This window comes from Streptomyces sp. NPDC090994, assembly GCF_044768905.1.
Lineage (GTDB): Bacteria > Actinomycetota > Actinomycetes > Streptomycetales > Streptomycetaceae > Streptomyces.
On the sequence record NZ_JBIVWS010000014.1, the window covers coordinates 142,674 to 163,716 of the forward strand.

The 21,043-nt window shown below is 69.5% G+C and carries 24 protein-coding genes; 5 read left to right on the forward strand and 19 right to left on the reverse strand.

From position 1 onward, the window contains the following. Positions 1-26 precede the first annotated feature (26 nt). The 7 genes from ACIQR3_RS26090 to ACIQR3_RS26120 all read right to left on the reverse strand — a co-directional run bounded on the left by ACIQR3_RS26090 (position 27) and on the right by ACIQR3_RS26120 (position 6,413). Positions 27-440: a hypothetical protein gene (locus ACIQR3_RS26090; protein ID WP_403542966.1), complete on the reverse strand. Its 414-nt coding sequence runs from the start codon at positions 438-440 to the stop codon at positions 27-29. Then, positions 437-1,696, reverse strand: a complete 1,260-nt coding sequence (locus tag ACIQR3_RS26095) for a cytochrome P450 (protein WP_403542968.1) — start codon at positions 1,694-1,696, stop codon at positions 437-439. The genes ACIQR3_RS26090 and ACIQR3_RS26095 overlap by 4 nt, the downstream gene beginning before the upstream one ends. A gap of 34 nt (positions 1,697-1,730) precedes the next feature. Further along, positions 1,731-2,312: a GTP-binding protein gene (locus ACIQR3_RS26100; RefSeq protein WP_403542970.1), complete on the reverse strand. Its 582-nt coding sequence runs from the start codon at positions 2,310-2,312 to the stop codon at positions 1,731-1,733. Continuing rightward, the gene (locus ACIQR3_RS26105; protein WP_403542971.1) at positions 2,299-2,655 is read right to left on the reverse strand and encodes a DUF742 domain-containing protein; all 357 of its coding nucleotides are present in this window, start codon (positions 2,653-2,655) and stop codon (positions 2,299-2,301) included. The genes ACIQR3_RS26100 and ACIQR3_RS26105 overlap by 14 nt, the downstream gene beginning before the upstream one ends. 5 nt (positions 2,656-2,660) lie before the next feature. After that, positions 2,661-3,101, reverse strand: a complete 441-nt coding sequence (locus tag ACIQR3_RS26110; protein WP_403542972.1) for a roadblock/LC7 domain-containing protein — start codon at positions 3,099-3,101, stop codon at positions 2,661-2,663. Further along, entirely contained in the window at positions 3,098-5,389 is a 2,292-nt protein-coding gene (locus ACIQR3_RS26115) for a nitrate- and nitrite sensing domain-containing protein (protein ID WP_403542974.1), read from the reverse strand. Before ACIQR3_RS26115 ends, ACIQR3_RS26110 begins: the two co-directional genes overlap by 4 nt. Before the next feature lie 229 nt (positions 5,390-5,618). Then, positions 5,619-6,413: a hypothetical protein gene (locus ACIQR3_RS26120; RefSeq protein WP_403542975.1), complete on the reverse strand. Its 795-nt coding sequence runs from the start codon at positions 6,411-6,413 to the stop codon at positions 5,619-5,621. Positions 6,414-7,106: 693 nt separating this feature from the next. Here ACIQR3_RS26120 and ACIQR3_RS26125 point away from each other — a divergent pair. After that, positions 7,107-7,508, forward strand: coding sequence for an ATP-binding protein (locus tag ACIQR3_RS26125; protein WP_398015581.1), 402 nt, complete (start codon positions 7,107-7,109; stop codon positions 7,506-7,508). Further along, the gene (locus tag ACIQR3_RS26130; protein WP_403542977.1) at positions 7,505-8,545 is read left to right on the forward strand and encodes an aldo/keto reductase; all 1,041 of its coding nucleotides are present in this window, start codon (positions 7,505-7,507) and stop codon (positions 8,543-8,545) included. Before ACIQR3_RS26125 ends, ACIQR3_RS26130 begins: the two co-directional genes overlap by 4 nt. Positions 8,546-8,564: 19 nt before the next feature. On the opposite strand, the gene ACIQR3_RS26135 is transcribed toward ACIQR3_RS26130, so the two are convergent. The 5 genes from ACIQR3_RS26135 to ACIQR3_RS26155 are packed head-to-tail and all read right to left on the reverse strand — an operon-like array spanning position 8,565 to position 13,376. Next, on the reverse strand, positions 8,565-9,062 hold the full coding sequence (locus tag ACIQR3_RS26135) for an NUDIX hydrolase (protein WP_047181588.1): 498 nt from the start codon (positions 9,060-9,062) through the stop codon (positions 8,565-8,567). Positions 9,063-9,073: 11 nt separating this feature from the next. After that, positions 9,074-10,270: a hypothetical protein gene (locus ACIQR3_RS26140; protein WP_403542979.1), complete on the reverse strand. Its 1,197-nt coding sequence runs from the start codon at positions 10,268-10,270 to the stop codon at positions 9,074-9,076. A gap of 60 nt (positions 10,271-10,330) precedes the next feature. After that, a complete protein-coding gene (locus ACIQR3_RS26145; protein WP_403542981.1) occupies positions 10,331-10,810 on the reverse strand; it encodes a PPC domain-containing DNA-binding protein in 480 nt (159 codons plus the stop codon). A gap of 30 nt (positions 10,811-10,840) precedes the next feature. Beyond that, a complete protein-coding gene (locus ACIQR3_RS26150; RefSeq protein ID WP_403542982.1) occupies positions 10,841-11,842 on the reverse strand; it encodes an asparaginase in 1,002 nt (333 codons plus the stop codon). 49 nt (positions 11,843-11,891) lie between these two features. Next, on the reverse strand, positions 11,892-13,376 hold the full coding sequence (locus tag ACIQR3_RS26155; protein WP_403542984.1) for a hypothetical protein: 1,485 nt from the start codon (positions 13,374-13,376) through the stop codon (positions 11,892-11,894). Between the two features lie 182 nt (positions 13,377-13,558). Here ACIQR3_RS26155 and ACIQR3_RS26160 point away from each other — a divergent pair, with 182 nt between their 5' ends. After that, on the forward strand, positions 13,559-14,464 hold the full coding sequence (locus tag ACIQR3_RS26160; protein WP_047181592.1) for a DUF5753 domain-containing protein: 906 nt from the start codon (positions 13,559-13,561) through the stop codon (positions 14,462-14,464). After that, complete coding sequence (locus ACIQR3_RS26165; RefSeq protein WP_403542986.1) at positions 14,461-14,694, forward strand: DUF397 domain-containing protein; 234 nt, start codon at positions 14,461-14,463, stop codon at positions 14,692-14,694. The genes ACIQR3_RS26160 and ACIQR3_RS26165 overlap by 4 nt, the downstream gene beginning before the upstream one ends. 676 nt (positions 14,695-15,370) lie before the next feature. Here the strand turns inward: ACIQR3_RS26165 and ACIQR3_RS26170 are convergent. From ACIQR3_RS26170 to ACIQR3_RS26200, 7 genes are all read right to left on the reverse strand, one after another. Continuing rightward, positions 15,371-16,000 (reverse strand): GNAT family N-acetyltransferase, encoded by a 630-nt coding sequence (locus ACIQR3_RS26170; protein ID WP_403542988.1) that lies wholly within the window; start codon positions 15,998-16,000, stop codon positions 15,371-15,373. A gap of 211 nt (positions 16,001-16,211) precedes the next feature. Then, positions 16,212-16,586, reverse strand: coding sequence for a tryptophan synthase subunit alpha (locus ACIQR3_RS26175; protein WP_403543069.1), 375 nt, complete (start codon positions 16,584-16,586; stop codon positions 16,212-16,214). Positions 16,587-16,897: 311 nt separating this feature from the next. Continuing rightward, entirely contained in the window at positions 16,898-17,257 is a 360-nt protein-coding gene (locus ACIQR3_RS26180; protein ID WP_403542990.1) for an SH3 domain-containing protein, read from the reverse strand. Between the two features lie 277 nt (positions 17,258-17,534). Further along, the gene (locus ACIQR3_RS26185) at positions 17,535-18,266 is read right to left on the reverse strand and encodes a prepilin peptidase (protein WP_403542992.1); all 732 of its coding nucleotides are present in this window, start codon (positions 18,264-18,266) and stop codon (positions 17,535-17,537) included. Positions 18,267-18,398: 132 nt separating this feature from the next. Beyond that, complete coding sequence (locus ACIQR3_RS26190; protein ID WP_403542994.1) at positions 18,399-18,881, reverse strand: hypothetical protein; 483 nt, start codon at positions 18,879-18,881, stop codon at positions 18,399-18,401. Positions 18,882-18,979: 98 nt separating this feature from the next. Beyond that, entirely contained in the window at positions 18,980-19,420 is a 441-nt protein-coding gene (locus ACIQR3_RS26195; RefSeq protein WP_403542996.1) for a hypothetical protein, read from the reverse strand. A 98-nt stretch (positions 19,421-19,518) separates the two neighbouring features. Then, entirely contained in the window at positions 19,519-20,487 is a 969-nt protein-coding gene (locus ACIQR3_RS26200) for an ATP-dependent DNA ligase (protein ID WP_403542998.1), read from the reverse strand. A gap of 294 nt (positions 20,488-20,781) precedes the next feature. On the opposite strand from ACIQR3_RS26200, the gene ACIQR3_RS26205 reads away from it, so the two are divergent. Continuing rightward, on the forward strand, positions 20,782-21,015 hold the full coding sequence (locus ACIQR3_RS26205) for a hypothetical protein (RefSeq protein WP_403543000.1): 234 nt from the start codon (positions 20,782-20,784) through the stop codon (positions 21,013-21,015). Positions 21,016-21,043 lie beyond the last annotated feature (28 nt).

The following is a 21,043-nucleotide window of genomic DNA, read 5'->3' on the forward strand; positions in this document are numbered from 1 at the left end:
TGGGCGGCGGATGCGCGAATGGGCCCCTATGCGTCGGCGGCGACGGCTGTGAGGACGGGGTGGAGCAGGAGCGGCCGGCTGAGCAGGTTGCCGTCCTGGCTCACCCATCCGGAGGCGCCGGTCCACGCGTCCGGCCGGGCTCCGGCCGGGGGGAGGGTGAGGCTGGTGCCCGTCGTGAGGTAGGTCGTGTCCGCCGGCCAGGCGGGCTCGTCGGACTCCGGGGGGAGGAAGACCCCCCACTGACCGGCGTGCGCGAAGACCCAGCCCAGAGGGGCTGTCCGCGCGGGCCTTCCCGCGAGGGCGCTCGTCAGGAGCCGGCCGAGCCGCTCGGGCATGAGCAGGACCTCCCAGTCGGGCCCGACCCGGCGCGGCCGGCCGGCCACGGCGAGATCACTCGGCGGGTCCGGAGCGGTACGAGTCGCGAGGGTCGCGAGGGTCATGTCACGGGTCCTTGCTGGCACGCCTCGGCCGAGAGGGCCGGGGTGCCGGAGGCGGGCGGGCGGGGGGCGAGTTCGACGGCGAGCGGCGCGCTGCTGTAGCCGCGCAGGAGGTTGTTCAGGACGCGGACCGGCTCTCCGTCGAGCGTGAGGTGGGAGCAGCGAGCGGCCAGGGCGCGCAGGACGGATCGGGCCTGGAGCTCGGCGAGCGGGATGCCGGCGCACAGGTGCGGTCCGCCGCCGAAGGCCAGGTGCTGGTGGTTGCGCAGGCGCCTGATGTTGAATTCGTCGGCTTCGTCCCCCCAGTGGCGGGGGTCGCGGCCGGCGGAGCCGTACAGCAGCCACACATGGTCGCCCGCGGCCAGGCGGACGCCGCCGATGTCGGCGTCCTTGGTCAGCAGCCGCCCGAAGCCCTGTATCGGGGCTTCGAGTCTCAGCGCCTCGTGGAAGGCCGGCGTGGCCCAGCGGACGGGGTCGCGGCGGAGGGTCTGCCACTGCTGCGGATGCCGGGCGAGCTGGACGAGGCAGTCGGCGAGGCCGAGGACGGTGGTGTCGATGGCCGCGGCCGTGTACGCCGAGGCGAGCGGTATCGCGTCGCTTTCCTCGATCTGCCCCGCGTCGACGGCTTCAAAGATGGCCCCCATCCACGACTCGGGGGGCACGTTCTCGCGGATCAGCTTCTCGTGGAGCATCTCGACCATGCGGGACGCCAGCGGCAGCGCCTGCTGGTAGCGGTCACCGTTCGGGCCGAACACGTCGAACGTCGCCGCGGCACCGGACAGCAGTACCTCCCGGTCCGCGTCGGGCAGGCCCATCAGCTCCATCACCGTGTCGCAGACCATGTGCCGGGCCAGGGCGACGGCGTCGAACCGACCCGGCTTCGTGTACTGGTCCACCAGGCGTTCGGCGCGGTCGGTGATCCTGCGGGCCAGGGCCTTCATCGCGCGGGGAGCGAGCTGCTTGGACAGCACCCGGCGCAGCTTGGCGTGCCGCGTACCGTCGGAAGCGAGGACCGTGCCGGCGAGGATCTCCTGGTTCGCGAGGGTGGTGAGGGCTATCCCGCCCTCGGAGCCGAAGACGTCCGGGGCCTTGAGGATCGCGGCGAGATCGGCGTGCCGCGGTATGGCCCACACGCCGTACTCCTCCAGGCGCACGACGGCGCCGGTGCACCGCAGGGCGCCGTACGAGGGGTACGGGTCGGCCAGCACGCGGTCGTCGAACAGGCGGAGGGAGCTGGTGGGCGCGGTGCTGTTCTGCATGGGCTTCTCCCGGTCGAGGGCTGATCGGCAGTGGTCAGGAGATCGTGGCGGCGCGGGACCGGGAGATCGCCCGGTCGAGTACGACGAGCAGGGCATCGCGCACCGAGGTTCGCTCGCGGGCGTCGATCATGACGATGTCGTCCTGGTCGACGGTCTTGAGGGCCGCGGCGATCTGCCCGCGGGTGAAGTCCTGCTGCTTGTCGAAGCAGTTCACGGCGACGATGTACGGCACGCCCTTCTCCTCGAAGAAGTCGAGGGCGGGGAAGGACGCTTCGAGCCGGCGGGTGTCGACCAGGACGATCGCGCCCTTGGCGCCCTCGACGAGGTCCGGCCACATGAACCAGAACCGGTCCTGCCCCGGCGTGCCGAAGAGCATCAGCACGTCCGTGGCGAAGGTGATCCGGCCGAAGTCCATGGCGACGGTCGTCGTGTCCTTGGCCGGGGTGCCGGCCAGGTCGTCGACGCTGGTGCTGAGCTGGCTCAGGCGCTCCTCGGTGCGCAGCGGAGTGATCTCGCTGATGGCGCCGATCAGCGTGGTCTTGCCGACGCCGAAGCCTCCGGCGACGAGGATCTTCACGCTCTGCGCGGGCGGGTCGCGGCGATCAGAGGTTTTCAAGTCCGGTCCTGATTCTGAGGAGGAGTTCGGTGTCGGAGCCGTTGTCACCGACGAGGCCTTGGTGGGTGACGAGGGCGCGGTTCTCGAGTTCGGCGACGAGGGCCGCGGTGGGGGTGAGCTTGAGGCGGAGGTTGGCGGCGATCTCAGCGACGGCGATGCCGGTGGGCCGGTCGGCGAGGCGCAGGACCGTCTGCCACTTTTCCGGGACGCTGGCGAGCCGGTCCGGTGGTGCGGTCGTACGAATCAGGGTCTGCATGGTGATCCGCCTGCCGTCTTCCGCGCTCGGTGCGGCCAGGCGCGGGGCCGTCCAGGTGAAGGGACGGACCCCGCGGTGCGAGGCCACCGTGGTCAGCTCCCGGCCGCGCGGGGCGCGGTGTCCATCCGGGGCTTGAACGCGCCGGCGATGCGGACCGTCTCGCGCATGGCGTCACCGAGGCGGGCGTCGAGGGGGAGCACCACGACCAGCACGGATCCCTCACCACACGTCGTGGCGATTACGTGATTGCGCTCCAGCGTGAGGTTGACGTGCTTGAACTTGGACGTGGTGCCTTCCAGCGCCCTGGCCGTTCCGTTGGCGAGGCTGGCCAGGCCGGAGGCGGCAGCGGCGAGCGTGTCGTCCTGGCCGTCGGGCAGCCCGTAGGCGCACCGCGCCAGGCCGTCCGTGGACAGCAGCAGCATGCCGATGGCCATGGGCACGTTCGTCGCGAGCTGGTCGCGGAGGTTGTCGAACTGCTTCTCCTCGCCCGGCTTCTTCGGGGCCACGGTGTTCGGGGACTGCATGAGGCTCATCGCTGATCTCCTGGGTTGGTGTGCTTGATGTCGTCGAGGGCGTCGAACATGCCGCCGTCGTGGGCGGCGGAGGGCGGGGGCGTGGTGGGGGCCGGCGGGTTGGAGCGCTCCGGCGCGTCGGTGCGCAGCTGCGCGGCGAGGTGAGTGCCCGGGTGCCGCTCAGGCAGTTGTCCGTCCGCGCCGGCCGATGCTGGGCGCGGGGTGGGCAAGGCAGCCGTCTGGGGCGGGGACTGCGCCCCGCCCAGTGCCGTTGTGGGCTCCTGGGGCCGACGGAGCTGCAGGCCGCTTCTGGTGACGAGCTCGGACGCTGCGGGAGCGGGCTTGGTCTCCGGCTGGTCGGGAGCTTCGGCGTGCAGGGTCCAGGGCACCAGCACGATGGCCGTCACCCCGCCGTAGGGGGAGTCCCGCAGCGTCACCGTCAGGCCCATGCGCTGAGCGAGCTGGCCGACGACGAACAGCCCGAGCTGGTCCGTCTCCGTCAGCTCCCGGTACAGCGGGGTGTGCGCCAGACGGGCGGTGAGCTGTGCGAGGTGGCCCGGCCACATCGGCTGCCCGCGATCCTCGACCTCGATGGCGATGCCGGCGGAGGTACCCGTGACACGGATGACGACCTCGAACTCCTTCGGGGAGAACTTCACGGCGTTCTCGATGAGTTCGGCCAGCAGGTGGATCAGCTCGGGCGCCGCTGCGGCCTTGATCCATGCCTGGGCGCGCACGTCGTCTCGGGTCCGCCCCATGCCGGCGCTCTCGCTGATCGCGCTCATCACGATGTCCGCGATGTACAGGGGACGGTCGGAGTCCTCGTCCAGATACCCGCCGGAGAGGACCAGGAGGTTTTCCAGCAGGCGTCGCTCGCGGGTGGCGGTGTACTCCAGCGCGTAGAGATGGCCGACCAGTTCGCGATCGGAGTCGTAGCGCTGCTGCAGGGCGTCCAGGTCGGTGAGCAGGGTGCGGGAAAGGCCCGCGGCCCGGGTGGCGACCATGCCGCTGAACCGCTGGAACCCCTGGCGCTCCTGGTAGAGCGTGAGGGCCGCGTCGGCGGCCTGGTGAGCCAGGGAATGGACCGCACTCTCGATGCGCGTGAACTCATCTCCGACGTAGGCGGGTTCCCCCGGAAGAAGGGCAACGTCAGCAGCCTGGCCGTGCTGCAGGGCATCGACGATGGCTGGCAGGTGCTCCGTCGCCACGGCCGTCGCCTGGGCGCTGACCTGGCGGGAGCGCCGGATGACGGTCCGCAGGAGACCGACGATCAGCGCGGAGATGACGATGATGGCGAGCAGGCTGCCGCCCACCAGCCAGAGCACTTGTACCCGGATTTCGTCCGCCCGCTGGTAGCCGTGGGCGAGCAGTCCCTGAGTGCGGGCCAGGTTCAGTGCAGCGACCTTCTGGCTGACCCGGGCGTAGGTTCCGTCCCAGTCCTTGAGCGCGGCGATGTCCTGCAGGTCGGCGCCGTCGCCATCGCCGGGTGCGTTGATCACGGCCTGTTCGGCGCGCAGCAGCGTCTTCCAGTCCGCGCTGGCGACGATGGCGTCGTACTGCGCCTTCTCCGCCGCAGGGAGGTACGGGGCGATCCACCGCTCGTACATCACCTGCTGCGTGCCGAAGGCCGAGGCGAACGCGGTTCGGCGGGCGGGGGTCATCCGGCCGGACGGCACGGACGCGGCCAGCAGGGTGTCCTGCTGGGCGAGCGCGTCACTGGCCCAGAACAGGCCAACGAGCGGCCGGGTCTCCAGCGCGAGCGGCCCATCATCCATCGCCGACAGGGCCTGATAAAAGGCGATCATCCGCGCGATGAGGTCGGTGTAGTAGCCGGCGGCCTCGTCCGTGCTCTCCGTACGGGCGTCGACGCCCTGTCGGGTCTGCGGGAGCTTCTCCAGCCGTGTGTAGATGTCCTCGACGTACTCCCAGCGGCGCCGCTCGTCCGTCTTGAGCGTGGTGCCGGACAGCGTCTTGAAGCTCGCGATGCCCTGGTCGGTCAGCTGCCGCTGCTTGTCCAGCGCTTTCTTGTTCGCGGCCGTGGGATGCGCCAGGTACGCCGCGGTGAGCTTCCGTTCGCTCTGCGCACCCACGAAGAGCGGCAGGCTCGCTTCTCCTCCGAGGCGGCCGGTGGCCGAGTCGCGCCGCAAGCTGTCCTGCCGCTGCCAGTCCGGCCACGCATTCACCGCGACCGCGCCGATCAAGGCGGCGACCGTGATGACCGCGACCATCACCAACCGGGCGCGCACGGTCACGACGAGACGGCGCCTTCTGCGCCGCCTGGGCTGAGTGGGGGAGATGTCGGGGGTCATGAAGTCCTCGGACGAAGGGTCGGGGGAAACGGGTAAGGGTGTGGACCGGCTGCCGCGGGGGGTCTGGGAACCGCGGCAGCCGGGACGGCAGCACGGGGGATCTGCCACTCGCTTTCGGCTTCCGGGACCGGGCCGACGGTGTGCCGAGCGGTCCCCCAGAGTCGGAAGCCGAAAGCCCACGGGCGAGCACCGGCGACGGGCGGGGCGTGGTGTGTCGCCGGGCTCGGGTCTATGCGGGCGGTCCGCAATCCCCCGGCGAACCCGCCGCGGCACCGACCAACTCGGCCACACGACTCGACTGGTGCTGCGAAGGGGTTCGGGTGAGGCCGGATTGCGGCGTCCGGGCGAGCACGGGGAGGAGCATCGGCTCCGTCAGTTCCGGCTCGCCCGGGCTCTGGCGGCCGTCCACTGCCTGGCCACCGGAGGGCAGGGGGCCTTGTGTGTCCGTGCGACGCGGCAGGGCGTTCACGCGGAGAGCGTCGATCAGGGCCTGGGCGATCTCTGCGAGCCGGATGGTGAGGATCACCAGGGGCATGCGTCCATCCGGCACCGGCTCCCCACGGATGCGGCGTGCCTGGATGACCAGGGCCGGGGCCGTGTCCGTGCCTTCCAGGAGTTGTTCCAGGTGCGGGAGCTGCTGGCGCAACCCTACGAGGAGCAGCATGACGTCGTTGTCGCCGCGGGGCAGCGGCGACGTGCCCATCACTCGTTCCACCAGGTCCTCGACAGCGTGCACGGTGCCGAGAGGGTGGCGCCGCCCGATCTCGAAGGCGCGGGAAGCGGGGCGTCCACGCGAGTCGGGCTTCGGACGCAATGCCGAGAACACGTTGTCTCCGATCAAGGGGCGGGAAGAGGCCGGTCGGTCTTCCACGACCTGGTGGTCCAGTGCGGTGCCTGTGTCGGCACCGCTACGCCGAGGCCGGCCGAGGCGAAGCGGTGCCGCATCCTGCCGTCCCGCCGAACTGCCCTCGCGGACATCGGCAACGGGGCGGACGCCAAGAACCGACGCGATGAGAGTGATCACGGCAACCTTTCCGTGGACGGCGGGGCGAAGAAGCTGCGAATAGCGTTGCCGTTCCCCGGCATGCTCCGATAGCGAAATCGGACCCCACTTCTCCCCACTTCGAGTGCACGGAGGACGGCTGAAACCCCCCTTCAGCTCCCAGAGAGGCGCGGACAATAGTGCTCAATTCGGGCACGCAATCCGACGTTGATGCCCTTCTGCGTGACACCGCCGCTGGAGATCAGCTTCACCACCCCACTTCGCCCCACTTCCCTGGAAGCGGTTGACAGGATTTCCGAAGGTGAGGTAAAAGCGATCTGCGCGGCCCCTGAGATCCCCATCTTGGTATCTGCCCAGGTGAGGTGGCATCTGGTGCGAGAATGGGGCCCTCGCTGCTGGACGGGGAAATGAGCGGCAGCCTCTTACTGAAACGTCTCGACTCGTGCCAAGGGTACGAATATCGCCTATTTGTTCCCGCTTCCGTTCCCTTGGTGCGTCTCTGTGCGCGCCGGGAGGGCGATCAGTCGTCGGTGAAGTGGGGAGAAGTGGGGACGGGTTTCGCTATCACCCTCGCCGCGACATGCGCCACGGTATTCAGCAGGACGTCCCGTCCGTGCCCCGGGCATCGCGATTGCAGCGAGGAGTGATCCCACCGTGCTTGGTCCTACCAGCACTGTCTTGCCATGTGTCCATGGACGCGACGGCGGTCGCGAGGTGACGCACGCTGCGATTGACCTCTACGGCCTCGAAGCCCCGCAGAGCGCCGCCCGGCACATAGTTCGCACGACTCTCGCGGGGACGGCCGACAGCGAATACACGGACGACGTGGTCCTGGTGGCTGACGAGCTGGTGGGCAACGCCGTCGAGCACGCGGGAGCGGCGCTCGACATCTCCCTCGATGTGTATGCCTGGGGAGTGGCAATCCAGGTTCGGGATGACGGTGAAGACACCACCGCGGTGCCGGGGGCACCCCCGGCCGCCGATGAATACGACGAAGGCGGGAGAGGCCTGTTTCTGGTGGACGTACTGGCGAGCGCCTGGGGAGTCCAGCGCGACAAGAAGGGGAAGCGGGTCATCGCGATCTTCCTCTACCGGGCCGGAGACGCTGACCGATGACACTGAGCGATCTCGCGCCCCGCCGTTTGGCCCCAGACCTGACGGTGCGACCGCTGGGCATCAGCAGCGGAACCTCCCGTTGGGCCCCGAGCGCCCCTCACCCCCAGGACGCACGGCTACTCGACGGGCTGCGGCGCGCTCTGGAAGCCGGCGGCAAAGATGACGGAATGCAGTTGCTCGACACAGCCGACAGCCACCGGTGCGGCCACGCCGAGCGACTGGTCGGCAAAGTCCTCAAGGAGCACCCGGGCCACAGGGTCCAGGTCGCGAGCAAAGTCGGCCGGATACAGGGTTCTGCTCCGCACCCCTACGCCGGCCCGCGGGTCCGCCACCAACTCGAGCAGACCCTGGAGAACCTGTATCTGGACCAGTTGGCCCTCTACACCCTGGAGTCCTACGACTTCGGGCTTGGCGACCGGTACCTCGACCCTGTGATCGAGCAGATGCGGGCCCTACGCGATCTCGGCCAGATCCGAGCTATCGGGCTGCGAGGCCCAGGACCTCGCTCCTCAGAACGCTCGATAGGTCGCTTCCTGGACCTTTTCGACCGGGTCCGCCCCGACGTGCTCTGGACGCAGGCGAGCGCGTTGCTGCCGCTGGCCGATCTCGGAGAAGGTGAAGATCTCGGTGCCTTCGCTGTGCGCCACGGCGTCGGTCTGGTGATCGCCTCTCCGCTGGCACACGGGGTGCTCGCGGGCGGCTGCGTGGAGCGTGCTCGGGCCGCGTGGCCGGACACGGAGCCCGGCCATGGGGCGGTAGCTGCAGCAGTCACCCACGGTCTCGCACAGCTGGCCGCTCGGTTCGGCTCGTCTCCGCAGGATCTGACCCGGGTCGCTCTGCGGGCCATCCTTCAGCGTGTGCAGAACGCTGTGCTGATTCTCGGCATCGGCGACGAGCAGCACCGGCACGACCATGGTCTCCTCGGCCAACCCCTCACCGAGCAGGAACTCGCTTTTGCCGAAGAGGTATTCGCCCGCGTGCGGAGCGCGCTGTTCAAGCCCGACGAGCGCACTCCATCCGTGGAGGTCATCGTGTGATCCGAGCGGACGGGCTCCTTCAGAGAGCGACTCCATCGCGGAGGTAGCGCGGAACCCCGTCGTCCAGGACCTGGAGGGCGTTGACGGTCCGAGCTCGCTGGCGCTCTGGCAACAACGGCAGCGCTTCCGGGATCTCGAAGAAGCGGTGCTCGGAGATCTCCTCGTCGACCGGCTTGAGTCCGGCAACCTGCTCGGCTGACAGGACGCCGGCGTCGAAGACGAACCCGAGGAGGTCGTCCCACGGGCCGTGGGGCCCGACCCAGTCGACGACCAGGAACCGAAGATCGGCAACCGCAAGGTCGAGCTCCTCCCTGAGTTCGCGTCGAAGGGCGTCCTCGGGGGCCTCGTTGTCTTCGGCCATGCCGCCGGGCAGATCCCAGCCCGATTTGTAGGTCGGATTCACCAGAAGCAGCCTCCCGGCGTGATCCCGGATCAGCGCATCCGCAGCGGCACGCTTCCGGGCCTGCTGGGCATTGCCCTCGGCCAGGTAGGCCTCACGGCCGGGATCGCCTGGCATGGGTGCATCCTTCACTGCGGACCTTCCGGGAGCGCGAGACTGCCGAGCAGCAATCTACGGTGCTGTGCCGTGGCGGTCATCCGAGAGAGGAGCTCGCGGACCTCACGGACCTGTCGGAAAGGGTCGAAATCAGCCTGCAGCGCGTCGAGTTGTCGGCTGAGGCGCAGAGACGTCACCGACTGGCTGGCGTTCAGCAGCTCCATGCCGACCGAGCACGCGGTGTCGGGCTTCCCCTGCGCGAGGAGAACTCGCGCCAACGTGACCTGCCCGAACGCGCGGCTGCGGACCCGGCTCGCATCCCGCAGCGCCAAGGCGTGCTCCGCTTCCTTGGCTGCCGCTTTGAGCGCGCCGAGATCCAGGAGAACGGAGGCTGCCTCGCTGGCGAGTGCTGCCTCGTCGAACGGAGCCACCCATCTGGACGGCGGCGCCGTCCGCGCGAGGGCCAGGGCCTCGCGTGCCGAATCAAGCGCGCGCTGCGCCTCGGACTCGGCATTGAGCTGCGCCAGCGCCCGGGCCTCCATGGCGTGCAGGCGAGCCTTGAGGGTCGGCACCTGCGGGCCGGCCGCGAGGCGCGCGAGCCCGCTGCGGGCGAGATCTGCCGCGGCATCGACCTGACTGGTCTGCAGGGCCAGGTGGCTCATGCCGGCCATCACGTTCGCACCCGCCGTCACGTCGGTCAGACTCTGCGACAGCCGACGGGCACGATTGAAGTGGCCGGACGCCAGGTCGTCTCGGCCCGCATCGTGGGCCATCCAGGCTGCCATCTCGGTGAGGACAACCGCCGCGCCGAAAGCGGTCTCGCTGTCTTCGTCCCTGTCCGCTGCGCCGAAGAGGGCCGGCGCAACGACCGTGTTGAGGTAGTGCACCACAGACCGGTACACATGCCCCCCGCCGAGCTGGCGGTCAGCGAGGCGAAACGACTCCATGGCGGCCAGGTGAGGCGAGCTCAAGTCGTTCCCCGCCATGGGAGCCGCAGTCGTAACTTCGGGCTCCAGCGAACCGAAGAGCTGATCGGCCGGCTCGCCGAACAGATGCTCCAGAACACGGCACGTCGCCGGTCGCGGAAGGCCCTTGATGTCTCCGGCCATCCAGCGGTCCCAGGTGGACCGTGCGACGTACACGGAGGCAAGCGAGGCGTTGCCGTCGAGCTGGGCAACCTCCTTGGCCGCCTGCTTGAAGTGGACCGCGAACGTCTCGAAGATGCGCATGCGGTGGGCCTCCACCACCTCCGGGAATCGGATTGCCCTGCGCATCGTCACACTCCGCCTTCAGCTGCTCTTGCCGAAGCCGAGCAGGGGTACGTCGTACAGGTCCGCGCTGCGCCGGCGAGTCAGGGCCGGCCCGTCGTCGTCACCGACGACTTCGACGATGGGAATCTCGCAGATGAACTGCACCGTCGCGCCGAGCAGGTGCGACACCCGCCCTTCGGCGGACTTCGCCTTGAGGCCGGCCGCGACATGAATGTGTGGGGCCAGGCAGTCTTTCTCGGGGTCCCAGGCGAGCGTCCCACCGCCGAGCGCTTCAAGCGTTTCAACGTGTACTTCTTCCCACAAGGGGGCCTCGGGGTCGGCGAGGGGTTCACACGAGCCCACCAGCCGGGCCGCCCGGAGGCCGCCGACAAATGTCGGAATGTATCCGGCCCGGATGTCCTGGTCGGCGCAGAACTGCGTGAGGCCCCCCAGGAAGTCCTCCCCGTGGTCGAGAGCGAGCACGAACTGCCTGCCGGTGCGGACCCGGGCGAAGCGCATGGTGGGTGTCCTTGTGCTGGTCGATGGTGGTCAGGAGCGGTCGAGGAACGCCTTCGCGATCTCCGTGCGAGGCGTGTCGGCTGCCAACAGGGCGGCCAGGAGCAGCCGGGCCTTGTACGGGTCGAGGGTTCCCGCCCCGATCAGGCCACGGGCCAGCAAGTCGCGCTCGGAGCCGTCGAAGCCGTAAGTCGAGGTCAGGACGGGGCCGGCACCGATGCGAGTGGCGAGGACGACCGGCATGGCGGCCACCAGCTCCTCCAGCGGGCCGCACCAGCTCTCGGGGACGTGCCCAACGCCGAACGCGGCCACCACGAGGCCGGAAATCTCGTTCTCCAGGCCCTTCAGCAGCGTCCCGCTGCTACCCAGGGTTGCAGTGACGATCTCCACGTGCGGCAGGGGAGCGATGGGCAGCGGCAGGGGAGCAATCGGCTTCAGCAGCCGGTGCAACCGCACCATCCCTTCCACCACGTGGCCCAGCGGCCCTGTGTCCGGCGATGCGAATGCTCCCGGGCTAGTCGTGTGCGTCTTCCGGACGTGGCGGGCGGCATGGATCTCGTCACCCAGAACCACGAGGATCCCGGCGCCCCGAGCCTCTGAACTGCTTGCAGTCTGCACGGCGGCCAGGAGGTTCGCCGGACCGTCGGCTCCGGCCGACGCGGCATTGCGCATCGCGCCGGTGAAGACCACCGGCATCGCGCCCGGGTAGTAGAGGTCGGTGAGGTACGAGGTCTCCTCGAGGGTGTCGGTGCCCTGCGTCACCACCACCCCGTCGAAACCCTCTACTTCGGCCCTGCTGAGCCGTTCGGCGAGGCTGACGATATCGCCGGTCGTCAGGGAGGCCCCGGGCAACTGCCGGAAGTCCTCCACCGTGACCTCCGCAGTGCCCTGGAGGCCGGGAACGGCGCTCACCAGGTCGGAGCCGGTCAGCGTCGGTGTGACGCCGGGGGCCGCTGCGGTGCGCGTCATGGCGATGGTGCCGCCGAGGGTGAGCACCAGGACGGTGCGGTTCGGGGCAGGGTCTGCGGAGAACACGGAGGGCCTTTCGGACGGGGTGGCTGCGCGGACGGCAGTCATCGCGGGACTAGCCGAGCTTGCCGAGGAAGAGCAGGGTCTCATCCAGCGCTTCCACGGTGAGCAGACGACTGCGGGGCCGAACGAGGCCGGCCACGCCGTACTCGCCCAGAGCGTGGCAGCGGGCGGTCAACCAGCGCCAGTCCAGGCCCAGGTAGTCCGCGAGGGACCGTAGGCGGCTCGCCGGATCCTGGCCCACGAGCACGTCGGCTCCCTGCGCGTCGGCGAACACGGTGGCGTAGGAACGCAGATCTCCGCGGGATGCCGTACTGCGGGCCGCCCACAGTGCACCGCCCGGGGCCCGGACCCAGTTGGCCACGACGGCCCGTTGACCGGGCACCAGGGCTACTCCGTCCATCTCCGCGTACTCCGTCTTCGGCACCACCCGCACGCGGATCCCGCAGCGCTCCATTAGAGCGATCGCCAGCAGCAGCAAGATCCGCTCATACTTCTCCGAGCGCGCCACCTCGGCCTCGGGCAGACAGAACACCCGGACGGTCTGCGCTGTCGCGCTGTGGAATCGCTCAAGTGCTCGCAGGTACTCCAGCTTGTGTCGGAAGAACAGCCAGCAGGCTGCCTCTTCGCCGGTCTGCTCACGAGTCCAGAAGATCGGCACTTCGCTCGCGTCCGTCAGTTCCTGCTGGATGTGCCGGGCGCAGAACGCCGATCCCATCCAACTACTGCCGACGGTCGACAGGTCAACGAGCAGCTGGCTGGGCGCCGAGCGGGGCATGGACAGGTAGGTGTCGAGAAGGTTCTGTTCCGCATCGAGCGCCTGATCATCGGACAAAAGGCCGTCATCGAGCTGAGTGAGCGCCCAGAGAATGCCGTAGGAGAGGTCGTCCAAGAGGTACGCCGAGGGGATCGACATCGGACCGGTGTCAGGCGATCCGGGAAGAGTGGGCCTCCGAGCGCCCGCAGCGTCGCGGACGTACACGTTGACATCGTCCCGACTCTCCTCGACGCCGACAAGGAAACCACGGCGCGCCGGTCGTAAGAACCGCTCCAGGTCGCGTAGTCCGTTCTGGTCCAGCTCGTGCACGTTGGCTTCCCCGTCTCGTCTGATGACGGGAAGAAGATGGATGGCGGCGCTGGTTCCGTCCAGGCGCTGCTGTCCGGAGATCTCCCAGAGCCCAGCAGGCCCGCCGGCAGGGAGCAGCACCGTGGACGTGGGCCAGCGCGCGCCGATCCGCGCAGCCGCCGATTCCAACGGTGCCGTTGGCTCGCTCGCGTCGGGCGCCAGGTTGAACAGCTCCTCGACGGTGTGCCCGAGCATGCGCTCCAGAATTTGAGCAGCCTCGCCGCGAGGACGGCCGGACCATGTGCCCGACGACCAGCGGTCGAACGTGGTGCGCCCGACGCTGGCTGTGGCTAGCCGACGGTTGCCGGTTTCCCGCGCGAGATCACGACCAGTGGCCGCGAAATGGACGCAGAACGCCTCCCACCCAAGAAGGTCCCGGTCCTTCAGAAGGAGGCTGAACAGCGTCCGGCGCATCGCGGAAGCTCCTCCCTGGACGTATACGGGCAGCGGAGCGCCTCCACGCGTGGCGACGGGCGCTGCACACTTCGTGACCATGGCTAGGATGCTCCCTCGGGTGAGCCCTTAGCAATATGGTCGAGCAAATTGCTTAGCCATATTGCTTGTAGGTGTCGTGGAGAGCCGTCAGACTGGCCACCATGCCAGAAGCGAAGACGCCGTGGTCGTTGACCCTCAGCGAAGTCGGCCTGCGCCTTGAGGAGTTGCGCGAGCGGCGCGGCCTCACCCAAGGCGACGTCGCCGGCCATGAAGTGCTGGTCCGTCGCGGTATCAGGATCGACAAGAGCGGGCTGAGCAGGCTGGAGGGCGGACAGCGCCGCCGTGTCGCCCGCGACCTCGTCGAGGCGCTGCTCGAGGTCTACCAGGCCAGCGCCACGGAACAGTCAGAGATCCTGGCCCTTCTGAGTGCGGACACCACCCCCGCGGGCCGACCGCGCCCCGCCCTCTGGCGGCGTAACGCTCACCTCCTGGGCCCCATGCAATTCGAGGGCTTCTTGAAGATGGAGCGCCGGGCCACTGCCCTGTCGAACTTCGAGCGCGACATCTGGCCGGGCCTCTTCCAGATCGAGGACTACGCCTACAGTGTCATCGCTCAGATGAGACCCGATCTGCGCCCTTCCGAGGTCAAGGCGCTCGTCGACGTCCGTATGGACCGTCAACAGCAGGTACGAGAAGGCGCACTCTCAGAGTTCCGCGCCCTGGTAGACGAGCGAGTCCTAAGCTCATCCGTCGACGACCGAGCCGTGGCACGTCGACAACTGGAGCGCAGTCTGGAGGAGTCCGAGGACTCCCGCAACACCATCCGCATCCTGCCGGAGGCAGTCGGACTACACCCGGGGGCAGCAGGTCCGTTCGTTGTCATGGCCTTCCCCGAGGCTGCCCGACAGGTCGTGTGGGTGGAGACAATGGTCAGTTCGCTGTACTTCGACGGAGAAGAAGATGTGCAGCGCTACACAGCAGCTTTCACCAACCTGTGGGAGCGGGCGCTGGACCCCGACGAGACGCGCACGCGCCTCAAGAAAGAGATCAAGGAGCTAGAACAGTGACAGAAAAGCCGGCCCCGTCCTCATTCGACCTCGCATCGGTCGACTGGACGGTGTCCAAGTACAGCGGCGGCGGCGGAAACTGCGTGCGGGTCGCCGTCGTGGACGGGTACGTCCTGGTCGGTGACTCGCAGAACCCCGATCGACTGCCCCACGTCTACACCCCGGCCGAGGCCAAGGCGTGGCTGCTCGGCGCGAAGGACACGGACTTCGACTTCATCCTCGGTCTGTGACTCCGGCCTGAACCACCGCGCCACCGCACGACAACGGGCCGGCCCCATGGCAGATGGGGCCGGCCCGAACTGGTCAGGCGCCTTGTGCTCCGGCGTCGAGGGTTTCCGCCGCGCTGAGTGCCGCCAGGATCTGGGCCTGCCCGTCCGTCAAGGACAGGGCACCGGCGCGGATCGCCTCGACGATCCGCGCCGCGGCTCCAGCGTCATAGCCACGCTGGTCGGTTCCCGATGCGCGGTCAGCAACTCGTACCCGGCACGCAGCGCGGCCACGAGGTCGCCATCGTGGTCCTCGGGGCCGTTCGCGGTCAATGGCACTAGCCATCCGGCGGCATGGGATTGGACGATCTCGGCGTAGGGGCGGTAGTCGGTGACGGTTCCGCACCGCCCGCCAGCTCCTTCAGTGCTGCGCCGTCCGGTCCAGTTGTTCGCCAGCCATCGGTAGCGTCGGCAGACCTCCAGCCGGGAGTCCACCGACCGGTCGCGTGCGCGGGCGCGCCTTTCGATGACGACGGTTGACGGCGCGGTGCACGGGATGACCTGGCGAGGACGACACAGTGGTACCCCCTCCTCGGTTGCCTTGCCCGCTCGCAGCCGCATCTCCCGTCAAAGAAGCCAGCGGACGGTCACGAAAGATTGAGGCTTGGGGAGTGGCGCTCCCGGTTCGCCCCCGTACTGCTCAGGAACGCGAGAGGCATTGCGCTGTTCTCACTGTTCGTTTTTCGGGCGGGAGTAGAAGCGTCCTCGGCCTCTCAGATCTTTCTGGAGTAGCAATTTCTGAGACAACCCAGCTGGCAAGCTCGGGAATTCGTGTTGCCTTGCGTTCCAAGGCGTACGAAGTGTGTCCTCCGCGAGCCGACACCTGGCGGATGAGTTGGAAGTTCTGTTGCTGGTAGTACTCGGCGAGAGCAGGGGAGCTGCAGTCTCGACGTACACGGCTGATGCCTTCGCGTGCAGCACGGTCGACGACCCAGTGGGCGATGACTGCGCCGAGCTTGCGGTGGCGTTCGGCAGGGTCTGTGACGGTACCGTTGAGGTAGTAGGCGCTGTCGGCGGCTTCGGTCGCGGTCCAGGTCCAGGGCGCGGCGGTGCGAAGGATCGTGGTGCAGCCCAGGATGTGGTCGTCGTGTCCGGTGAGGACCCACATCTCGCTCGGGTGCCGTGTGCAGTTGCTGGCCAGCTCGTGGACATGCTTTCCCCAGCTATGCCAGTTCGGGAGCTGTTTGTCCTTCATCCAGTCGGAGCGGGCCTGGATCATCTCGGCGAGGCGGGGTTGGTCGTCTGGTGTGGCTGGTCGCATCGCGAGCATGCGGTCCGCTCCTGAGTGTGCTCGTCCACGAGCGGGTCAACAAGTTGGTGTGCTGGGCGGAACATTAGAGGCCTACTGGCTGGTAGCTACAACTTTCCCGCTGGAGCACTTCGAAACTCTGAATGAACCATGCCGGTACGTAGAGGGATGCCCGGAAAGCGGTCTCGGCCGGCGAAGTCGCCTGCCGCCGGGCTGGCCCGGCTGGCGTCGTTCAGGCCGTGGTGGGCACGGCTCGGCGCACTCCGTCGGCGAGGCACTGGGCGAGGAGGGCGGCCTGGAGGGCACCGGCCGACCCGGGAGAGGTCTCGATCGCATGGATGAATGCGGATCCGACGATGACCGCGTCGGCGTAGGAGCCGACGATCGCTGCCTGCTCCGGGGTGGAGACGCCGATGCCGACGCCGACGGGGAGGAGGGTGAGGGTGCGCAGGCGGTCGACGAAGGTGTTCAGGCCGGGGTGGAGGGGGCCTTGGCTGCCAGTGGTGCCGGCCGTTGCGGGGGCGTAGACCATGCCGCTGGCGGCGGCGCATACGCGGGTTAGGTGTTGGTCGGTGGCGCTCGAGGCGACCACGAACACGGTGTCCAGGCCGTGCTCTTAGGCCGCGCTCAAGACGGAATGCCGGGACGCCGGGTGGGGATGAGGTGGGTTTCGTGGTGCCCGTCCTGGGGTTCTTCCGCCCGGTCGGCGGTGGTCGGGCCCGGACGGTGGAGCCGGTGTCGGAGGCCGGCTGTGAGGTGGGAGGCAGGCTCCGGTTGCGGGTACGCCGACGGCGGCCCGGGGTCACAGTGGGCCGGGCCGCCATCGCGTCGTCCTGAGCCTGCACAAGGTGGCGGCTCAGGCGTGGGAGGGGCCGGCAGAGTTCGGGTCAGGTCATCTCTGCCGGCCGGGTGGAGAGGTCAGTCCAACTGCATGGGCACGTTGATGTACTGGGCGGCGACCCAGCCCTTCTTGCCCTTGTGGGCGCCGGATTTCACGGTGACGTAGCCCCAGGCACCGGGCTTGCCGTTGTCGCCCTTGTTGCACTGCCAGTACACGTCGGTACCCCGGGAGAGCTGGCCGGTGGCGGTGTAGCCGGTGCCGGGACCGGTGCGGAACTTCACTGTGGTGTACACGTCGGTGTTGAGCTTGATCTGGTGGGTGCAGGCTCCGCTGCCGACCGTCGCTGCGCTCGCGGTGGAGGCGGTGGCGACGGCGCCGCCGAGGATCAGCGCGCCGGTGGTGGCCACGGTCGCGACGCGGCGGGTGAGGGTATGCATGTGCGGCTCTTCCTGGTCTCGTCGGCCCGAGTACGCTCGTCGGACCTGCGCAGGGCCTCTCCGCCTCGGCACTGATGAGGTGCGGCTAAGGCGGGCGAAGAATGGTCCGGAACGCGATGTGTCTGTTTCCGGTTTCGATCTTCGTGCTGCGCAAGGAATTTGACCAGGCTCGGCTCATTGCGGAAAATCGCATGCCTGAATAGCGGGGTCAGGTGAGAGCCGTTCCGGTAATCGATGTCCAGGAACAGCAATTACAGGAAGCGGCACTTCCGGGAATTCAGGACGGGGGGCAGGCCGCGGCGACGGAGACGGCCAGGGCCCCGATGACCATGTAGGGGCCGAAGGAGACGTGCGTGCGGCGGGCGCGGCCGGCCACCATCCGCGCCACCTCCGAGACGGCGCCGACGACGAAGCCCGCAGCCGCTCCCCAGAAAAGGATCGTCCAGCTGCTCCAGCCCAGGAGCGCGCCGATGGCCGGCGCGAACTTGACGTCTCCGAGTCCCATCGCGCCGGTGAGCGCGATGAGGAGGAAGACGATGGTGAGCACGGCAGCGGCGGCCGCCGCGCGGCCCAGGCTTCCGGACTCGCCCGCTACCGCAGCAGCGGAAAGCAGGATGAGCGTTCCGCCGCAGGCGGGGAGGGTGAGGATGTCGGGGAGCCGCTGAACGGCGAGGTCGATCAGAGCCAGCGCGACGCCGCACGCGGCCACCCAGTACTGAGCGGCGGCGAACCAGCCGCTCGCCCCGCCCGCCGCTACGACGGCGAACGCGATCGCGGCCGCCGCTTCCGGCGCAAGCGGGCGCGGTCCGATCTTTTCTGAGCACGCCGGACAGCGACCGGAGAAGGGCAGGAACGGCAGCCGGCGGTCGAGGACGGCGCTGCCGCAGTGCGGACAGCTGCTGCGTGCGACCGTAGGCGCCGGCACGGACCGGGCGAAGACCACGGGGCGCGCGGCAGCACCGGCCAGGGCTCCGACGGCGGCGGTCAGGGCAACACTGAGGGCGGACAAGACGGACTCCTCGTTCACGGCCGGCCTTCCCGTGACGGGCCGGTCGGCTTCGACCCTACGACCCCTGCGCGACCGCCCCTCCTCCGCGCTGCCGGGACGGCGGCCGGGCCGTGGACATCGTGAGGCAGCAGGTCAGGCGCCTCGCGCTCCGGCATCGAGGGTTTCCGCCGCGCTGAGTGCCGCCAGGACCTGGGCCTGCCCGTCGGCCAGGGGCAGGCTGCCGGCGGTAACCGCCTCGGCGATCCTCGCCGCGTGTTCCAGCGCGATCGCCACGCCGGTCGGTTCCCGGTGCGCGGTCAGCAACTCGTGCCCCGCGCGTAGCGCGGCCGCAAGGTCACCGCCGTGGTCCTCGGGGCCGTTCGTGGTCAACGGCACCAGCCACAGGGCGGCGTGGGACTGCACGATCTGGGTGTAGGGGCGGTAGTCGGTGACCGTGCCGCACCGTCCGCCGGCCCCCTCGGCGCTGCGCCGTCCGGTCCAGTTGCTCGCCAGCCAGCGGTGGCGTCGGCAGACCTCCAGCCGGTAGTCCACCGACCGGTCGCGTGCGCGGACGCGGCGTTCGATGACGACGGTCGACGGCTCGGTGCACGTGGTGATCTGGCGCAGGACCGGCACAGCGGTACCCCCTCCTGGTCGCGGGTGAGGCTCTGATCATGACCAGTGGAGGGCAGGGCCAGCGTCCAGGATCGGACACTACGACTGTGACCCGACTCTCATCCGCCGACCGGGGCGTGAGGCTGCGCGTCGCTCCCCGTGCCGCCCGGAGAAGCCGGGTGCGCCTCGTCGGCGTTCACCCAGACTCCCTCGGCGACCTGGTAGGACCCCGTCAGCTCCTCTCCGTCGGGCAACCCGTTGGGGAAGATCCAGAACCCGCTCTCTCCCCGGTAGGCACCTGCGGCCTCGCGGGCCCGCTCGGTCTCGAAGGCCTGGCGGACGGTACTGCACAGCGTGCACGGGCATGCGGCCGGCCGCTCGGCTGCGACCCACGCTTCGTACAGCTCCTGCCCTCTGTCCGCGGGCAGCCCCCGAGCGATGGCGACCGCTTGGAGCATGGCGTCCCACCGGGCGGCCTCGGCCGCCGGCGGCTCGACGGTGCCGCAGAGGGTCCGGTGGCTGTGCTCCTGGTGAACGTGGCGGAAGACGCGTACGGACATGCCGCGAGTCTGGCCCGCCGGGGACCGGCGGAGCCAGGGGTTTGCGGATACTCGCGCGCAATGGGCTCCGCGGCGTCACGGCCGGCCGGGGGAGGGGGTCACGCCCGGACATCGCCGGGGGTCATGTCGTCCCGGATTCGCACATAGCGCACCGGGTGACGGTGCCGGCCCAGGTCGAGAGCGGTGTCGGCTTCGACCTCGGCGACGAGGTCGGGCGCCACGGGGTGGAAGGCCAACGGCTCCTTCACTCCCCACCCGGCCGAGAAGGTCCGGCCCCACCAGGGATGCTCCGCTCCCGCCGACCGCAGGGCGGCGCCCAGCTCGGCGGCCGCCTTGCGGGGCAGCGGCGTGGAGCGGGCGACCAGGCGCAGCCGGCCCGCCGCGTCGAGCCGGCCGAGCAGGAGACTCCGGGGCGCGGCCACGGCGCCGGTGACCGCGCCGATGATCCCTTCCGTCGTGAGGCGGGTCCGCAGCTTCATCCACCCGCGCTCTCCGGGCCGGTATCGCGAACCCGGGTCCTTGATCATGATCCCCTCGATCCCGGCCGTTCCCCAGGCCGGGTCCAGCCAGCCGAGGGCGACCTCCCGGTCCAAGGTCTGCGGGCACAGCGCCCACGGTGCTGTCAGCCGGCGTCCGGCGAAGAGGTCCTCCAAGGCGTCCCTGCGCCGCCACAGCGGCTCATTGAGGAGAACAGCACCGGACATCTCGAGCACGTCGAAGACGATCAGGTGGGCCGGCCGCTCCCGCGCCGCCCGCCTGGCGGTGGCACCCCGGCGCCGGGCTCGTTCCTGCAGCGCGGTGAAGTCGAGCCCATCCGCTCCCACCGTGACCAGCTCGGCGTCGAGGACCGCTTCGACGCCGAGCGCGGCCGCGGCCGCGACGAGTTCCGGGAACGCACCGCCCAGATCCGCGCCCCGCCTGGACTGGAGGAATGGCTTGGGGCCGGCGAACACCAGCGTCCGGAACCCGTCAGCTTTCTGCTCGAACAGCGCGGGCCTGGCCCCCGCAGGCGGCAGTGCAGTGACGGAGCGGGCGAGCATCGGTTCGATGGGCGGGGACAGGTGCACCCTCCACTCCTACGCCCCGCGCGTCCCGCTCGCCCGTCGTGTTCGGGCCGCCTGCTCGTCGGCACGGCGCTCCGGGGAGAACGGATCCTGCACTCTCGCCTCGGACGGCACACGATGCGGGGTCCCCGCCCGCACGCGTTTTGCTGACGGGGGGGGGCTGCCGGGCCGCGGCGTGCCTGCTCCCTCGGGGAACGACGGCTCCTTGGCCTGCGGCGAAGGGCCAGTCCTGACGCCACGGCTCCCGAGTGCCGCGCCGACTCGAAGAAGAATTCGAACACCTGATTGAATTGCGTCATGGAGCAGCAGATCTATCCCCCCGACCTCGTCCAGGCGCAGATCGCCTTTCTCCGCGCCTACCGGGCGCTCGCGGCCGACCCCCGCGCCTTCACCACCGTGCGGCGCCGTCAGCTGCTGCACCTGTCCGCCCGGGTCCTGTTCCACCCCTACTGGGCGGGAACCGTCGGCAGGGCCCGCCTTGAGGGCTTGCGGCGGCAGGCCTGGGCGCTGGAGCAGACCCCCGCCGCCTAGCCCGGTGAACGGCCGCCCCGGTCCTCTG

Coding starts and splice junctions, on each gene's coding strand:
- ACIQR3_RS26155 (WP_403542984.1), bottom strand. CDS start 13,376: ATGCGCCGGACGCTGTTCAGCCTCCTTCTGAAGGACCGGGACCTTCTT.
- ACIQR3_RS26205 (WP_403543000.1), top strand. CDS start 20,782: ATGGAGCAGCAGATCTATCCCCCCGACCTCGTCCAGGCGCAGATCGCC.
- ACIQR3_RS26195 (WP_403542996.1), bottom strand. CDS start 19,420: ATGTCCGTACGCGTCTTCCGCCACGTTCACCAGGAGCACAGCCACCGG.
- ACIQR3_RS26090 (WP_403542966.1), bottom strand. CDS start 440: ATGACCCTCGCGACCCTCGCGACTCGTACCGCTCCGGACCCGCCGAGT.
- ACIQR3_RS26110 (WP_403542972.1), bottom strand. CDS start 3,101: ATGAGCCTCATGCAGTCCCCGAACACCGTGGCCCCGAAGAAGCCGGGC.
- ACIQR3_RS26180 (WP_403542990.1), bottom strand. CDS start 17,257: ATGCATACCCTCACCCGCCGCGTCGCGACCGTGGCCACCACCGGCGCG.
- ACIQR3_RS26145 (WP_403542981.1), bottom strand. CDS start 10,810: ATGCGCTTCGCCCGGGTCCGCACCGGCAGGCAGTTCGTGCTCGCTCTC.
- ACIQR3_RS26160 (WP_047181592.1), top strand. CDS start 13,559: ATGCCAGAAGCGAAGACGCCGTGGTCGTTGACCCTCAGCGAAGTCGGC.
- ACIQR3_RS26095 (WP_403542968.1), bottom strand. CDS start 1,696: ATGCAGAACAGCACCGCGCCCACCAGCTCCCTCCGCCTGTTCGACGAC.
- ACIQR3_RS26170 (WP_403542988.1), bottom strand. CDS start 16,000: ATGCTCGCGATGCGACCAGCCACACCAGACGACCAACCCCGCCTCGCC.
- ACIQR3_RS26130 (WP_403542977.1), top strand. CDS start 7,505: ATGACACTGAGCGATCTCGCGCCCCGCCGTTTGGCCCCAGACCTGACG.
- ACIQR3_RS26140 (WP_403542979.1), bottom strand. CDS start 10,270: ATGCGCATCTTCGAGACGTTCGCGGTCCACTTCAAGCAGGCGGCCAAG.
- ACIQR3_RS26135 (WP_047181588.1), bottom strand. CDS start 9,062: ATGCCAGGCGATCCCGGCCGTGAGGCCTACCTGGCCGAGGGCAATGCC.
- ACIQR3_RS26115 (WP_403542974.1), bottom strand. CDS start 5,389: ATGACCCCCGACATCTCCCCCACTCAGCCCAGGCGGCGCAGAAGGCGC.